General features: G+C 72.5%; 16 protein-coding genes. 10 read left to right on the top strand and 6 right to left on the bottom strand.

The window, feature by feature from the left end; genetic code table 11:
* Positions 1 to 115 precede the first annotated feature (115 nt).
* Positions 116 to 943 (bottom strand): UbiA family prenyltransferase, encoded by an 828-nt coding sequence (locus tag AB0M54_RS04340; protein ID WP_364469022.1) that lies wholly within the window; start codon positions 941 to 943, stop codon positions 116 to 118.
* A 46-nt stretch (positions 944 to 989) separates the two neighbouring features.
* Here AB0M54_RS04340 and AB0M54_RS04335 point away from each other — a divergent pair, with 46 nt between their 5' ends.
* Genes AB0M54_RS04335 through AB0M54_RS04320 form a run of 4 tightly spaced genes read left to right on the top strand, consistent with a single transcriptional unit; the run spans position 990 to position 4,347 of the window.
* Positions 990 to 1,697 carry a methyltransferase domain-containing protein gene (locus AB0M54_RS04335; RefSeq protein ID WP_364469019.1) on the top strand — a complete coding sequence of 236 codons (708 nt, stop codon included), beginning with the start codon at positions 990 to 992 and terminating at the stop codon, positions 1,695 to 1,697.
* Entirely contained in the window at positions 1,694 to 2,848 is a 1,155-nt protein-coding gene (locus AB0M54_RS04330) for an acyl-CoA dehydrogenase family protein (protein WP_364469017.1), read from the top strand. The genes AB0M54_RS04335 and AB0M54_RS04330 overlap by 4 nt, the downstream gene beginning before the upstream one ends.
* A 9-nt stretch (positions 2,849 to 2,857) precedes the next feature.
* Positions 2,858 to 3,895 carry a type III polyketide synthase gene (locus AB0M54_RS04325; protein WP_364469015.1) on the top strand — a complete coding sequence of 346 codons (1,038 nt, stop codon included), beginning with the start codon at positions 2,858 to 2,860 and terminating at the stop codon, positions 3,893 to 3,895.
* Positions 3,892 to 4,347, top strand: a complete 456-nt coding sequence (locus AB0M54_RS04320; protein ID WP_364313238.1) for a DUF6023 family protein — start codon at positions 3,892 to 3,894, stop codon at positions 4,345 to 4,347. Before AB0M54_RS04325 ends, AB0M54_RS04320 begins: the two co-directional genes overlap by 4 nt.
* Positions 4,348 to 4,406: 59 nt before the next feature.
* On the opposite strand, the gene AB0M54_RS04315 is transcribed toward AB0M54_RS04320, so the two are convergent.
* Positions 4,407 to 5,174 (bottom strand): hypothetical protein, encoded by a 768-nt coding sequence (locus AB0M54_RS04315; protein ID WP_364313241.1) that lies wholly within the window; start codon positions 5,172 to 5,174, stop codon positions 4,407 to 4,409.
* Between the two features lie 331 nt (positions 5,175 to 5,505).
* Between AB0M54_RS04315 and AB0M54_RS04310 the strand changes: the two genes are divergently transcribed.
* From AB0M54_RS04310 to AB0M54_RS04295, 4 genes are read left to right on the top strand one after another with little or no spacing between them, the layout of a single operon-like run.
* The gene (locus AB0M54_RS04310; protein WP_184988251.1) at positions 5,506 to 5,991 is read left to right on the top strand and encodes a CarD family transcriptional regulator; all 486 of its coding nucleotides are present in this window, start codon (positions 5,506 to 5,508) and stop codon (positions 5,989 to 5,991) included.
* A gap of 42 nt (positions 5,992 to 6,033) precedes the next feature.
* Complete coding sequence (gene ispD, locus AB0M54_RS04305) at positions 6,034 to 6,735, top strand: 2-C-methyl-D-erythritol 4-phosphate cytidylyltransferase (RefSeq protein ID WP_364313245.1); 702 nt, start codon at positions 6,034 to 6,036, stop codon at positions 6,733 to 6,735.
* A complete protein-coding gene (ispF, locus tag AB0M54_RS04300) occupies positions 6,732 to 7,211 on the top strand; it encodes a 2-C-methyl-D-erythritol 2,4-cyclodiphosphate synthase (RefSeq protein ID WP_364313248.1) in 480 nt (159 codons plus the stop codon). The genes ispD and ispF overlap by 4 nt, the downstream gene beginning before the upstream one ends.
* A gap of 48 nt (positions 7,212 to 7,259) precedes the next feature.
* Positions 7,260 to 8,432: a hypothetical protein gene (locus AB0M54_RS04295; protein ID WP_364313250.1), complete on the top strand. Its 1,173-nt coding sequence runs from the start codon at positions 7,260 to 7,262 to the stop codon at positions 8,430 to 8,432.
* Between the two features lie 393 nt (positions 8,433 to 8,825).
* Here the strand turns inward: AB0M54_RS04295 and AB0M54_RS04290 are convergent, their stop codons facing one another.
* The 4 genes from AB0M54_RS04290 to AB0M54_RS04275 all read right to left on the bottom strand — a co-directional run bounded on the left by AB0M54_RS04290 (position 8,826) and on the right by AB0M54_RS04275 (position 12,399).
* Complete coding sequence (locus AB0M54_RS04290) at positions 8,826 to 9,788, bottom strand: PQQ-binding-like beta-propeller repeat protein (protein WP_364313253.1); 963 nt, start codon at positions 9,786 to 9,788, stop codon at positions 8,826 to 8,828.
* Entirely contained in the window at positions 9,785 to 10,243 is a 459-nt protein-coding gene (locus AB0M54_RS04285) for an SRPBCC family protein (RefSeq protein WP_364313256.1), read from the bottom strand. Before AB0M54_RS04285 ends, AB0M54_RS04290 begins: the two co-directional genes overlap by 4 nt.
* Before the next feature lie 53 nt (positions 10,244 to 10,296).
* Positions 10,297 to 11,142, bottom strand: a complete 846-nt coding sequence (locus AB0M54_RS04280) for a hypothetical protein (protein WP_364469013.1) — start codon at positions 11,140 to 11,142, stop codon at positions 10,297 to 10,299.
* 69 nt (positions 11,143 to 11,211) lie between these two features.
* Positions 11,212 to 12,399 carry a chitosanase gene (locus tag AB0M54_RS04275; RefSeq protein WP_364469012.1) on the bottom strand — a complete coding sequence of 396 codons (1,188 nt, stop codon included), beginning with the start codon at positions 12,397 to 12,399 and terminating at the stop codon, positions 11,212 to 11,214.
* A gap of 211 nt (positions 12,400 to 12,610) precedes the next feature.
* Here AB0M54_RS04275 and AB0M54_RS04270 point away from each other — a divergent pair, with 211 nt between their 5' ends.
* Positions 12,611 to 13,753, top strand: coding sequence for an ROK family transcriptional regulator (locus tag AB0M54_RS04270; RefSeq protein ID WP_364469010.1), 1,143 nt, complete (start codon positions 12,611 to 12,613; stop codon positions 13,751 to 13,753).
* A gap of 179 nt (positions 13,754 to 13,932) precedes the next feature.
* A complete protein-coding gene (locus AB0M54_RS04265; RefSeq protein WP_364469008.1) occupies positions 13,933 to 14,748 on the top strand; it encodes an SMP-30/gluconolactonase/LRE family protein in 816 nt (271 codons plus the stop codon).
* The last annotated feature ends 15 nt before the right edge of the window (positions 14,749 to 14,763 follow it).

Here is a 14,763-nt window from a genome sequence, read left to right as displayed (position 1 = left end):
CCTCCAACGAAAAGGACAGTGGCTCAGGTCAGCCTAGAGGCACGTGATCCGGGCCGTGCGGCGACCCAAGCAAACACGCCTTCAGACGGGTCATAGGGCGGCGGTGGGGCAGGCCTTAGGCCACCGGCCCGCTGAAGATCAGCAGGAGCACGTCGATCAGGGCCACCAGGATCACCGCCCGGAACATCGCGACCGCACGGCCATGAGCGCGCCTGGCCGCGTACCAACCAAGGGGCAGGACCACGACGGCGGCCGCGCCGGCGACCCAGCCGGACCACGACGGCGGCCCCGGTGGCCCGAGGACCAGCGCGAGCGTCGCACCCAGCAGAAGCACCGCGGCGGCGATCTGCGAACCGGTGGCGCCGAGCCGGTGGGGCAGCCCGCGCACCCCGGTCGCCGCGTCGTCGGCCAGGTCGGGCAGCACGTTGGCGAAGTGCGCGCCCCCGCCGAGCAGGGCGCCCGCCGCGACCAGCCACACCGGCGGCGTGGGATGGCCGGGCAGCGCCACCACCACGAACGCCGGCAGCAGCCCGAAGGCCACCAGGTACGGCACGATCGAGAACGCGGTCGACTTCAGCGGCCAGTCGTAGAGCAGCGCGAACACCCCGACCAGCGCGATGCACAGCGTCGCCGCCCACCCGAACGGCAGCCCCAGCAGCGGGATCACCAGCGAGGAGAGCAGACCCGCGATCCCGACGGTACGGCGGGAGACCGCGCCCCGGGCCACCGGCTTGTCGGTCCGGCCGGCCGCGCGATCACGGTCGGCGTCCAGCCAGTCGTTGACCCAGCCCACCGAGAGCTGGGTCGCGCCGACCGCGGCGGCCACCCCGAGGATGGCCCAGCCCCGATGTCCCGCTCCGACGCCGAGCAGGGTCATGGCCAGCGTCACCGCCCCGCCCGGTTCGGGATGGGCGGATCGGAGCAGAGCGAGAGCGCGCGACATGAGAGCAGTGTGGTGGTTGTCCCGGTCCCGTGCCACGCTCGATCACATGCGGCCACGAAACGACCCCGGGCAGTACGACGAGCTGGCCGGCGAGTGGTGGCGGCCGGGCGGCACCTTCGAGTTGCTCCACTGGCTGGCGGCGTCGCGGGCCGCGCTCGTACCCCCGGCTCGAAGAAAGCAGGCCGTGCTGGTCGACGCCGGTTGCGGCGGTGGGCTGCTCGCGCCGCACGTCGCCCATCTCGGCTACCGGCACGTCGGCGTGGACGTGCGCCGGGCCGGCCTCGAGCAGTCGGTGACGCGCGGCCTGTCCCCGGTCGGCGGCGACGTCACGGCCCTGCCCCTGGCCACGTCCTGTGCCGACGTGGTGGTGGCCGGCGAGATCCTGGAACACGTCACCGACCTGCCCGGCACCGTCGCCGAGCTGTGCCGGGTGCTGCGCCCGGGCGGCCTGGTCGTGCTCGACACCGTGAACGACACCGCGGTCGGCCGGTTCATCACGGTCACCGCGGGCGAGGGGCTGGGCTTCGCCCCACGCGGCCTGCACGACCCGGCGCTGTTCGTCCGGCCCCGGCGGTTGATCGATGAGTTCCGTCACCATGGGGTTGATCTGCGCGTGCGGGGTATCCGTCCGACCATGACCGGGCTGATGCGCTGGCTGACGCGGCGGCCGCCGCCGGGTGGCGGGCCATTGGGCCGCATCGTGCCCACCGTCACGACGGCGGTGCTCTATCAGGGGCGGGGACACAAATCATGATCGACGAGGCCCGGCGGCTGGCGCCCCGGTTCGCCGCCCGCGCCGCCGACCACGACCGGGACGGCAGCTTCCCGGCCGACGACTTCGCCGACCTGGGCCGGGCCGGCCTGTTCGGGCTGATGGTCCCGGCCCGGCTGGGCGGCGCCGGCGCCGGGTTCGCCGAGTACGCCGCGATCGCGTACGAGCTGGCCCGGGGCAACGGCGCCACCGCGTTGATCTTCAACATGCACGCCTCGGTCACCGGCGCCCTGGCCGGCGTCACCGACGAACTGGCCGACGCGCTCGGCCTCCCGCCGGACGCCCTGGCCGCCCGGGACAGCTACCTGCGGGCGGCCGCCGAGGGCCGGTGGTACGCGGTCGCGATGAGCGAGCGCGGCGCCGGCTCCCGGCTGTCCCAGCTCACCACCAGCTATGAGAAGGCCGGCGACGGCTACCGCATCACCGGCAGCAAGACCTTCTGCTCCGGCGCCGGGCACGCCGGCGGCTACCTGGTTGCCGCCCGCAGCGCCGACGACCCGACGCAGGTCAGCCAGTTCGTCGTGCCGCCCGGCGACGGCGTACGGGTGGAGGAGACCTGGGACGCGCTGGGCATGCGCGCCACCGGATCGCACGACCTGCACCTGGACGTGACCGTGCCGGCCGGCGCGCTGCTCGGCGGCGTGGAGGGTCTGGCGCTGGTGGTGGCCCAGCTCGCCCCGCACTGGATGGTGGCCAGCTACGCGGCCGTCTACACCGGGGTGGCCCGGGCCGCCGTGGACGCCGCGGTCGACCACGTGAACCAGCGCAAGCTGGGGCATCTGCCGGCCGTACGCGCGCGGTTGGGCCGGGCCGACGCCCAGGTCGCCGCCGCCCACCTGGCCGTCATGGAGGCCGCCCGCCGGGTCGACGCCGAACCCGGCGACGCCGAGACCAACCGCTGGGTCTGGCGGGCCAAGCTGCTGGCCGGCACCACCGCGGCCGAGGTGGCGGCATCGATGCTCGAGGCGGCCGGCACCTCGGCGATGCGCCGCGGGCACCCGCTCGAACGGCTCTATCGCGACGCCCGGGCCGGCTCCCTGCAGCCGGCCACCTCGGACGTGTGCGCGGACTGGCTGGGCGTGGACGCGCTCGGCGGCGATCCTGACTCGGAGGGGTCGGCGCCACGCTGGTAGGAGGCCTTCTTGTCCACGATCGCCGGAATCGGCATCTCGCTCCCCCCGTCCGTCGACCAGGACGACCTGTGGTCCGGTTTCTTCGCCCGCCACTACGACTCCCGCCGCCGCGCGCTGGCCCAGCGGATCTTCCAGAATTCCGGGGTACGCAGCCGGCAGACCGCGGTCAGCCCGCTGGTCGAGGATGTCTCCGAGTGGTCCACCGGGCGCCGGATGGACCGCTACCGCGTCGAGGCGATGCCGATGGGCAAGGAGGCGATCGACCGCGCGCTGGCCGACGCCGGGGTCCGCGCCGACGAGATCGGCCTGTTCGCGGTCTGCTCCTGCACCGGCTACGCCACCCCCGGCCTGGACATCCTGCTCGCCCGCGACCTCGGCATGGCGCCGACCGTGCAGCGCCTCTTCATCGGCCACATGGGCTGTTACGCCGCGCTGCCCGCGATGGGCGCCGTCGCCGACTTCGTGGCCACCCACAATCGCCCCGCGCTGCTGCTCTGCATCGAGCTGACCAGCCTCCACCTGCAGCCCGCGGCCGCTCGCGTGGACATCCAGCAGATCGTGTCGCACGCGCTCTTCGCGGATGCGGCGGCCGCCGTCGTGCTCACTCCCGGCGACGACTCCGACGCGTACGCCTTCCGTCAGCTGTCCGCCCTGACCGACGTCACCGCGGTCGACCACATGACCTGGGACATCACCGACACCGGTTTCCGCATGGGCCTGTCTCCGCAGGTCCCGGCCGTGCTGGCCAAGCATGTTCAGGGCTTCGCGTCGACGCTCGGCGCCACGCCGGCCGACGGCTGGGCGGTGCACCCCGGCGGCCCCAAGATCCTGGATGTCATCGAGGAGCGGCTGGAGCTGCCGCCGGACGCGCTCGAGGCGTCGCGCAGCGTGCTGGCGGCGTACGGAAACTGCTCCTCGCCGACCGTGCTCATGGTCCTCGACGCGCTCCGCCGCCGTGACCAGCGACCCGATCGCGTGGTCCTGATGGCCTTCGGGCCCGGACTCACTCTGTACGGCGCGGTTCTGGGACCTAATCTTGCGGGGTGACCGAGGAACGCACCCGAGGCGTGCTGCTGTACGCGTTGACCGCCGTGGTGCTTCTCGGCGGCGGGCTGTGGTTCGTGCGGGCGGCGCCGCGAACCGGCGAGGACCCACGCATGCGCGTGTGGCAGGACAAGGTCGAGGAGGTCGTGCCCGACCGGCCGCTGGCGATCGCCGAGACGGTCCGCCTCGAGGGCAACAACGCCACCGAACGCACCAGCTCGGTCGACGGCGGCTCCTACAGCCTGACCATGGCGTGCGCGGGGACCGGGCAGGTGCGAGTGCGGGTGAGCACCAACCGGCGCGATTCGGGCCGGGCGGTGCCGTGCTCGGACATCCCGCGGATCGGCCGCCTCGACGTGGCGCTGGCCGACGAGTTCTACATCCAGGTCTCGGGCGAGGACGAGCAGGGCGGCGCCGTCTTCCGCTGGCGCCTGGAGCGCAACCTGGGCTATTAGCCTCTTCGCCGGCGTCTGGGGCGCAACCTGGGCGCAGCCTCTCGCCGGCGGCTGTCAGCTCAGAGCCGGGCCAGGTCGGCTTTCAACACCTCGACCGATTTGGTACGCGCCTCGGTGCGGATGATCTCGCCGCCCCGGTTGACCAGCACCGCGGCCGCGGTGCCGTCGGGCGCCGTCAGCCGGAGGTGCCGGCGCAGCCCGTCGGTCGGGTCGCGCAGCTCACGCACCGTCTTGCCCTGCGCCTGCGGCGTCGCCCCGGTCGGCGGCGTGGTGCCCTGGCTGGGGCGGATGGCGCTCACCGTGACCACCGCGATCTCGGGACGCACCGCGGCGATGGTGTCGGTGACCAGGTCTGTGCAGTCGCAACCATCGGTCAGCAGGATCACCGCCGGTAGCTGACCACGGAGCGCGACCGTCTTGCCGTCGGGGCCGAGCAGCTCGAGGGCGGGCAGCGTGTCGCCGCGATCGTCGGTGCTGTTGGCCGTGCGCTGGGTGGCCGGCGACCGGCCGGGCCCGGGCCACGCCGACGCGAACAGGCTCGCCACCGTGACGAGCATGGCCATCGAGATGATCAGCACGGGCGCGCGAAGGCCGGCGTTGGCTATTCGGCGCAGCCGCCGCACCCCCGGCCGGACCTTGAACCGTTCCCAGCGGGAATAGGGCGCGGAGATCGCCAGCTCGGCCCGCACCGCCCTGACCTCGTCGGCAAGCTCGGAGAGATCGTCGGGGATGACGATGACGCCCCACTCTTCGGGGAGCTCGGGAAGGTCGTCCGGGGAGCCGCCGTCGCGCGCGAAATCGCCGCCGCTGTCATTGAAGCTGCCCATGGTTCACCCTCCCCCCAGATCGACCACATGCGCCGTTCGAGGACTTGTTGCAAGCCTCTCTCAAGCGGAGCCGGGACGCCAGTAGTGTGCGGTTCCGGACCCCAGCGATAAGCTTGACCTCGCAAAGCCACCGGTTCCGACATTTACGACTCCATCTATGGAGTCGTAACCCTCCCCTCACGCTGAGTGACGCAGGCAGCTCAACGCCCGCATGTCAAGCGGTAGAAAGGCCCGTCACAGGGCCTCTGAGCTGCACTAACAGTCACGGGCAGGGTGAGACATCGCCGCCTGGGCGTGTTACCCTAGACACAGCGAAAGGGGTTTCGAACCTATGGTTTTCAGTGTCGGCGAGACCGTTGTTTACCCCCACCACGGGGCCGCACTCATCGAGGCAATCGAGACTAGAACTATCAAGGGCGTGGAAAAGCTGTACCTCGTCCTTCGGGTTGCCCAGGGCGACCTGACGGTCCGCGTGCCCGCTGAGAATGCCGAGATCGTCGGCGTGCGTGAGGTGGTTGGCGAGGAAGGCCTGGGCAAGGTCTTCGACGTCCTCCGCGCACCGCACACCGAGGAGCCGACCAACTGGTCGCGGCGTTACAAGGCCAATCTCGAGAAGCTCGCCTCCGGCAACCCGCTCAAGGTGGCCGAAGTCGTTCGTGACCTCTGGCGTCGTGAGCGCGAGCGTGGCCTGTCGGCTGGGGAGAAGCGCATGCTCGCCAAGGCCCGCGACATCCTCGTCGGCGAGGTGGCCCTCGCCGAGAAGAGCACCAAGGACGAGGCGGAAGTTCTCCTCGACAAGGTCCTCACCGAGGCCTGATCCGCACACCGCCCACAAGCTCCACCTGAGAAGGACCGCGACGTGACCGCGCAGCTCAATGCTCGGGGTGACGTCGCGGTCCTCGTTCCCGCGGCGGGCGCCGGCGTTCGCCTTGGTCCGGGCGGGCCCAAGGCGCTGCGGTTGCTCGCCGGGGAACCTCTGCTGGTCCATGCGGTGCGCCGGGTCGCGGCCGCGCCGAGCGTACGCATGATCGTGGTCGCCGCCCCCGCGGCCGACGTCGACGCGGTGACGGAGTTGCTCGCTCCGATCGCGCCGGTGACGGTCGTGGCCGGCGGCGCCGAGCGCCAGGAATCGGTCGGGCGCGCGCTGGCCGCCGTGCCGGCGAGCGTCCCGATCGTCCTGGTCCACGACGCGGCGCGCGCCCTCACCCCGCCCGACCTGGTCGAGTCGGTGGCCGCCGCGGTGCGTTCCGGCCACCCCGCGGTCATCCCGGTGCTCGCGGTCGTCGACACCATCAAAGAAGTGTCGCCCGACGCCGTCGTCCTCGGCACGGTCGACCGCTCGGTGCTGCGCAGCGTGCAGACGCCACAGGGGTTCGCCCACGAGGTGCTGGCGGCGGCGCATGCGGCCGCCCGCGACCCGCTGACCGACGACGCCGGGCTGGCCGAGAAGGCCGGCATCCCGGTCGCCTGCATCCCGGGCTCGGAGCTGGCCCTCAAGGTCACCCGGCCGATCGACCTGATCATCGCCGAGGCGCTGCTGGCCCATAGGGTGTCGGGGTGATCTATCCCCGGGTGGGACTCGGCACCGACGTGCACGCCTTCCAGGCCGGCGAGGAGTGCTGGGTGGCCGGGCTGCACTGGCCCGGCGAGGTCGGCCTGGCCGGCCACTCCGACGGCGACGTGGCGGCGCACGCGGCCTGCGACGCGTTGTTCAGCGCGGCCGGGCTGGGCGACCTGGGCAGCAACTTCGGCATCTCCCGCCCCGAGTGGGCCGGCGCCGCGGGCGTCACGCTGCTCACCGAGGCGGCCCGGCGGCTGGTGGCGGCCGGCTTCACCGTGCTGAACATCTCGATCCAGGTGATCGGCAACCACCCCAAGATCGGCCCGCGCCGCGACGAGGCCCAACGGGTGCTCTCCGATGCGGCGGGCGCCCCGGTCACCGTGTCGGGCACGACCACCGACGGGCTCGGCCTGACCGGCCGCGGTGAAGGGCTCGCGGCGACCGCGGCGGCCCTGGTCCTCCCACCCGCCTCCTGACTCCCGGGCGGGTCGGTGGCATTCAGGTTGGTCGCATACCCTCGGGGCGTGACCGCCAGTCCGTCGGAGCCCGAGACCACGCCCGAGGAATATCGGCAGCGGGCGCTGCTCTTCGCTGATCTGGGGCGATACGACGATGCGGCGGCCGAGGTCGCGGCCGGGCTGATCGACGCGCCGGACGACGCCGACCTGCTGGCCACCCTGGCCCGGGTGCACCTGGTGGCCGACCAGCCGGCCGAGGCGCTGGTCGCGGCCGACCGGGCCGTGGCGGCGACCACCGAGACGTTGCCCGGCCTGGTGGTGCGGGCCATGGCGCTCACCGACAACCGGCGGTACGGCGAGGCCGCCCGCGTCGCGTCCGAGATCCTCACCCGCTGGCCGACCGACGCCTACGCCCAGCGCACCGGGGCGGCGCTGCTCAGCGAGTCACGCAACGGGCAGGACGCGCTCAACGCCGCCTGGAACGGGGTGCGGGCCGCCCCCACCGAGGCCGAGGCACATCTGGTGCTCGCGGTGGTGGCCGCCCGGCTCCGGCTCTTCGATCTGGCCCAGCGGGCGTACGCGGAAGCCCTCGATCTTGATGACGCGATCGGGGACGCCCAGCGCGACGTCGGGATCGTGCGGCTGGAACGCCGCCGGTGGGCGCAGGCACTGGAAGGGCTGGCCGACGAGGTCGCGATCGACCCGCCGGCGCCGTCGTCGTCACCGCCGGCCCCGACCGAGTTGCCGCGGCCCTACCCGGCGCCCGACCGCCCCGAGCCCGAGCCGACCGCATACGACCCCACGGCCGGCCTGAAGGGCGAGGCCTTCCAAGAGCCGGTGAGCCGGCCGAGCCGTCCGGTGCTCGACCCGTCCGCCGACTCACGCGACGCGGTGCGCCAGACCATCCTGTACGGCAGCAACGGCGTCCTGGTGTCGGCTCTGCTGACCGCGCTGATGGCCCAGGCCAGCCCCGGCGCGTCCCGGGTGTGGGCCGGCCTGATCAGCGTGATCCTGTTCGTCGCCCTGCTGGTCTGGCTGACCCGCCGCCTCACCGAGCCGGCCGCCGCCGCCCTGACCCGCCTGCGCCGCAACGAGCCGCCCCTGGCCGTCGCCGCCTACGCCGCCCTCGTGGCACCGTTGATCATCCTGGGGTACGCGCTGGTCGGCGGCCTGATTCCGCTGGTGGCCGCGATGGTCGTGGCGGCGGTCGCCGAAGCGATCACGCTGATCCGGCGCTGACGCTCGCCCGGTTCTCGACCTGCCTCTGACCGAGCCGGCCACGGTTGTGCTCGCCGTATGCGCCGCAACGAGGCCCTGCCGGCCGGCGCCCAGACATCACGCTGCCCGGCGCGCTGACGCTCGCATCGCTCGCTGACATCCCCCGGACCCGGGCCCACCTGGGTGGTGGGTGGGTTGCGCTGCGCGACGAGCCGCCGCCTCCCCCACCCCGGCACTGGGTGGGCCGCAAATGTACCGCCCGCGACGGTCAATTCGGGTGGTTGTCCACAGGCACTGGAGAGCCTTCCGGGTCGAGGTCTGCACCGACGCTCGTCCAGCCGGCATCGCTCGCGCTGGTCACGGGTGGAGGACCAGGCGACCAGGCGGGTGCCGGCGCCGATGGCCTGAAGGTGTCTAGGGGAGCTTGGCGATCAGGATCTGGTCTCGGGTGAAGGTGGGGCCTCGGTCGATGGCCAGGTAGCCGGCCGCGAGCTGCCAGCCGCGCGGGGTCCAGGTGGTCGGGTCGTTCGGGAAGGCGAGAGCGAAATCACCACGGAGAGCGCCCGTGGTCAGGTCGCGGGCGAGCAGGTGGCGAGCAGGGGTGAGTTCGTAGGAGACGCCCGCGGCGGTGCCCAGCAGGATGTTGCCGGGTGGGGGCGGCGGATAGGAGATGGGGCGGCCGGCCCGCCAGACGTGGCCCGTGGCGTCGCGTGCGGCCAGGCAACCCACGTGGCACTCGACGCCGGTGAACGGGCCCGTCGCCACGGGAGTGCCGGTTGAGGCGGCGAGCAGGGTGGGGCCGCAGGCGATCTCGAAGGGGGTCGCGAACGCGGGGGCGGGGCACGATGCGGTCCAGGCGAGCGCGCCGGTGGTGAGGGACAAGGCCCGGACCTGGCCGTCGGCGCGGAACATGGCCACGTCGGTGGCGGCGAACATGTCCGGTGGCGACCACAGGACCGTCCGGGCGTCGGAGAAGGCGGGGGCCGACGGGACCGAGGCGCGCCACAGGTGCCGGCCGGTCCGCCCGTCGACCGCGATCACCACGCCGTCGGACCAGCGGCTCACCACGGTCGGGCCGGAGGTGACCACGCCGCTGACCGACGCCGGCCAGCGGCGGAGGGACCAGAACGGGGTGCGTGCGGTCTTGGCCGAGACCGGTCCGTCCGCGCGGACCTGCCGTCGCGACACGAAGACCCGGAACTGGCCGTCGAGCAGCAGCGGGACCACCGACATGCGCCCGGTCAGGCCGGGCTGGGCGGGGACGGCGGCCGGGACGGCGCCGGCGGAGGAGAGTTCGGCGGGACGCAGCACCCGCCACCCGATCAGTCCCGTGACCCCCACCAGCACCACGGCCACCAGCGACCGCGCCAGCGTCAAGCGGCGGCCGCCAGGTCGTCCAGGTCGCGGCGCAGCGCGCCCTCGAGCGTGCGGGCGGCCAGGCCGCCGAAGACCAGCGCCAGCAAGCGGCCGGCCGGCGCCGTCGGATTGCCGTCCTGCACCACGGTGACCATCGTGCCACCGCGGTGTTTGCCCTCCAGCACGGGGACGAACGTGTACGTCATGCGGTAGTCGGCGCCGATGCCGGGCGACTCGACCACGAACTCGCGTTGCGCGGCACACGAGCGTACGAAGAAATCTTCGGTGATCTCGCCACCGTCGGGCATTGTGCGGGTCTCACGCCAGACCGTGCCCTGCCCGAACGGCGCCGGGGTCTGCACCTCGACCGCGGTGACCGTGGACAGCCAGGCCGCGCGGCCGGGCAGATCCGTGAAGACGCGCCAGACCTCTGCTATTGGCGCCTCGATGAGGCGCGTCACCGCGACTGTCGACATTGCGTGACCTCCCGAGTACAAAATACGGGCAACCGCAAGGTATCGAACAGGGGTTACTGGTAGCCGCCGTTGATGAGGCCCAGCCGGACCAGTTCGGTCAGGGGCTCGACGATGGTGGCGACGCCGAAGCCGGCCCACAGCGGCCGGGTCTCGTCGCGGCGGGCGCGGGCCGGCTCGACCAGCGGCACGGGATGGGTCGCGCCCAGCGCCTCGGCCACCTCGGCGACCTCTTGACCGTCGCCGGCCAGCAGCACCGCCACCAGCACGTTGAGGAAGCCGTGGTGGGTGAAGCCGGTCTCCGGGTCGGTGTGCCGGAGGGCGTGGCGGATGCCGGTGGCCAGCTTGAACGGCAGGTCACGGTCGCGGCAGGCGCAGATCACCGCGGCCAGCTCGACCGGGGTGGGGAACAGCTCGGCGGCCAGCCCGCCGACCCGGAACTTCGGCGCGATCCGCAGGCCGTCGGCGCGCATCGCGGCCACCGCGTCCAGCGCCCCGAGCAGGCCCCAGCTCAGCGGGATCTCGGCGTACACCTCGAGGTCTTTGTCTCCGGCGGCCAAGGTGCGCAGCTCAGCCAGGCCGGGTTGGGGATCTTCGCCGCGCCGCGCGACCGCCGACTCGATCGAGCGAACCGCCGCGCCGCCGGCCCGCAGCTTGGCCACCGCGGTCGGCAGGGCGGTGACGGCGGCGTCGTTGATCACGCCGACCGGCAGGCCGGGTGGGTCAACGTCAAGATCCAGAAGCGATGAGGGTACGAGCAGAGAGCCGACCAGTTCGCCGTACCAGGCGGCGTGGTGTTCGCGGAACCCGGCGGTGGTGTCGGCGACGGTGGCCGGCCCGGGCTGGAGCAGTGCGGAGTCATCGACCAGCCCGGCCAAGAGCGGAGGCACCATCGACGACACGAACCGAACCTAACGGACGCTGTGAGCCCTGTTCAACAGCGTCCGTCAGGACGGTTGACTGGTGCGAGATCAGTCGATCCGGAACTGCTCGCCGTAGACCGCGAACACCAGTGGCGTGTTCAGGTCGAAGTTGCCGTTGTTGAGGAAGACGCGCTGCGCGGTGTCCACCCGGGACGTGTCCGAGTGCGCCTCCTCCTTCTTCATCTCGGCCACCCGCGCGTCGAGGAACGCGTTCAGCCAGGTGGTCTCGTTGCCGCCCTGGGACGGCGGGGTGGCCCGGCGCAGCGCGTCCTGCCGGATCGACCGCATGCCCTCGTAACCGTGCATGACCGCGGCGTCGTAGTAGGCGAACTGGCCGAGGGCGCGGACGCCGTCGTTCTTGGCGTCGCGTACCGACGGGTTGAAGTAGACCCGGTCGCGTTCGGCTTCCTGCGCGGCCTGGAAGACGGAGTCGTTGGCGGCGCTGCGCCAGTCGGCCGGGTAGTTCGGGTCGAGCCCGGCGTGCGAGTCGGTGCCGTCCACCTGGCGCAGGGCCGGCAGGTACTTGGCCAGCACGTTGTTCGGCTTGGTGGACGTGTAGCGCTCGACCAGTTCGAGCATGTCGCCGGTGCCGGAGCAGAAGCCGATGATCCCGGCGGTGTAGCCGCGCCCGTCGCCGATGTCCTCGATGTACTTGAACTGGGCCCGCCAGTCGAGCGACGAGTTCTCGGCCGCGCTGACGAGCTTCATCGCGACCTCCTTCTTGGCCGGGTCGTCGAGCGGGCTGCCGGCCGGTGGCGGGTTCTGGCCGCCACCGGGCAGTGTCCACTGCTGGTTGGCGCTGGTGCCGCAGGTCCAGATCTGCAGGCGGGTGCCGTCGGCCGAGTTGCCGCCGGTGACGTCCAGGCACTTGCCGGAGCCGGTGTTGCGCAGCCGGCCGCTCTCGGCGGTCCACGCCTGCGCGGCGGTGCCGTTGCAGTCGTACAGCTGGATCTTGCTGCCGTTGGTCGTGCCCGCGGCCGTCACGTCGAGGCATTTGCCCAGCGCCCGGATGTCGCTGCCGACGGTCCAGGTCTGCGCGGTGGTGCCGTTGCACGTGTAGAGGTTGATCGCGGTGCCGTTGGCGCTGGAGGCGCCGGCCACGTCGACGCACTTGCCGGCGAGCCCGGTGATCGGCCCGGCGCCGGCCGCGCTGGCCGGGAGGACGCCGATGACGACGCCACCGGCACTGATGAGCACACCTGCTGCGGCCGCGAACGCGGCCCTGGGGATGGACATGAGCGCTCCTCATGTTGATGGGGAGGGTAACGCTATGTCAGTTAATCTGTTTTATCAATTCCCAGTTGTCAATGTCTTGGAAGAACCGACATCGCTTGACACTGATGCGTCCCGCGCCTACGTTCCGTGACAACTGTTCAGGTGTCTTCGCAGTGCACAGGGGAGCATTCGGTTGTCGCGACCAGCGGGTTCGTCGAAACTCCTGCGTGCCATGAATGAGAGCGCGGCCTTCGCGTATCTGCTGGACCCGGGCATGTTGACCCGGGCCGACCTGCGCAAGTTGACCGCGCTGTCCACCCCCACGATCTCCGAGGTGCTGCGCCGGCTGGTCGGCTCCGGACTGGTCTCGGTGGTCGGGCACAACAGCGGACGGCCGGGCCCGAACGCCGAGGTCTACTCGGCCAACCCGGACGCCGCGTGGACGGTCGCCATCTCTGTGCGTGACATCGGCGCCAGTGGCGCCCCGTCGCTGGCCGCCGCGGTGTGCGACCTGACCGGCGTGGTCCGGGGCCGGGTCGAGTCGCGGGTCGACTTCCTCGAGACCGACCCGGTCGACGCGCTGGCCGCCGTGGTGTCCCGGCTGCGGGCCGAGACCGGGGCGCCGGCCTCCTGGATCCGGCAGATCCAGCTCGGTGTGGCCGGCTCCTACGATCCGCGCACCGAGACCATCCACCACGTGGAGGTGCCCGGCTTCGGGCGCAGCGGGCTGGTGCCCGAGATCGCCGCCCGGTTCGGCACCCGGGTCGACGTGGACAACGACGTGAACCTGGCCGCGGTGGCCGAGCGCCGGCGCGGGGTCGGGCAGGGCGCGGACGGTTTCGCGCTGCTCTGGCTCGGCCAGGACGGCCTCGGTCTCGCGATCGACATCGGGGGCGCGCTCATGCGGGGCGCGCGCGGCGGCGCCGGTGAGATCGGCTACATGCCGCTGTACGCGCCGGACTCGGCGCACAGCAAGATCGCCCTGCAGGACCTGGTCGGCGGCGCCGCGGTGCTCGACCTGGCCCGCGAGCACGGCATCCCCGGCGCGACCCCGCCCGAGGTGGTGTCCTACGCCGCCGCGCGGCGGGCCGACCACACCCAGTTCTTCAGCCAGCTCGCCGACCGGGTGTCGGTCGGGCTCGCCGCGGTGATCGCGGTGCTGGACCCGCCGCTGGTGGTGCTGGCCGGCGAGGTGGCGCAGGCCGGCGGCGAGGCGCTGTGCGACGCGGTCGCCGGCGCGATGCAGCGCAACGAGCCGCTGCAGGCGCAGATCGCGGTGACCACCATCGACGACGACGCCGTCCTGCTCGGCGCCCTCGACGCGGGCCTCCACTCGATCCGTGAGGCGCTGCTGTCCGCCATATCCGACGCTTGAGCCGCCCTTCTCAGCGTGTCACGGTTTCTGCGCCCAAACCAAGATCGATTTGGGTACGCCCACACCAGAGCTCTGTCCCCGCTCCGCGGGCTGAGCGATCCGTCCCGGCCGTGCCGCGAGCGCCGGTCGTGACCGATCCGTCCAGGTCGAAGCCGCAGCCGCCGCATAGGCTTCTGAGCATGTCGGTTGACGTGGTTCTGGACGGGATCGTGCTCGGGGAGTCGGTTCGGTGGCACGGCGGCAGAGTGTGGTTCGCCGACTGGGTAGCCGGTGAGGTTGTTGAGGTTGTCGACGGGAAACCGCGGGTCGCCGCCCGGGTCGAGGGCCTGCCGTTCTGCTTCGACTGGCTGCCGGACGGGCGCATGGTCAGCACCAACGGCCCGCACCAGCGCCTGCTCGCGATCGCGCCGGACGGCGAGCAGACCACCCACGCCGACCTGACCGGGGCGGTCGCGCCGCACGCCTGGAACGACATCGCGGTCGACCCGCGCGGCCATGTCTTCGCCAACAACATCGGGTACGACTTTCCCGGCGGCGAGCCGGCGCCCGGCCTGATCGCGGTGATCACGCCGGCCGGTGAGGTCCGCCGGGTGGCCGGTGACCTGCTCTTCCCCAACGGCATGGCGGTCAGCCCGGACGGCGGCACGCTGGTCGTCGCCGAGTCGCACGGCGAGCGCCTGACCGCCTTCGACATCACCACCGAGGGCAACCTGACCGACCGCCGGGTCTGGGCCGAGCTGCCCGGCGACGCCCCGGACGGCCTCTGCTTCGACGCCGAGGGCGCCATCTGGTACGCCTCGGTGCCCGGCCGGCACTGCCGCCGCGTCCTCGAGGGCGGCGAGATCGCCCAGACGGTCACCTTCGACCGTGGCGCCTTCGACTGCGTGCTCAGCCCGGACGGCGTTCTCCACACCGTGACCGCCGACTTCTCCGACCCCGAGGCCATGTTCCGCGGCGCCCGGACCGGCCGGCTCACGGCCACGAAGGCCGGGTAGCGAGGCGCAGCCGCC

The sequence above is a fragment of the Actinoplanes sp. NPDC051470 genome (assembly GCF_040682035.1).
In the GTDB taxonomy this organism is placed as follows: Bacteria; Actinomycetota; Actinomycetes; order Mycobacteriales; family Micromonosporaceae; genus Actinoplanes.
Note: the sequence above shows the minus strand (reverse complement) of the source record. Positions and strands in the feature narration are given on the sequence as shown.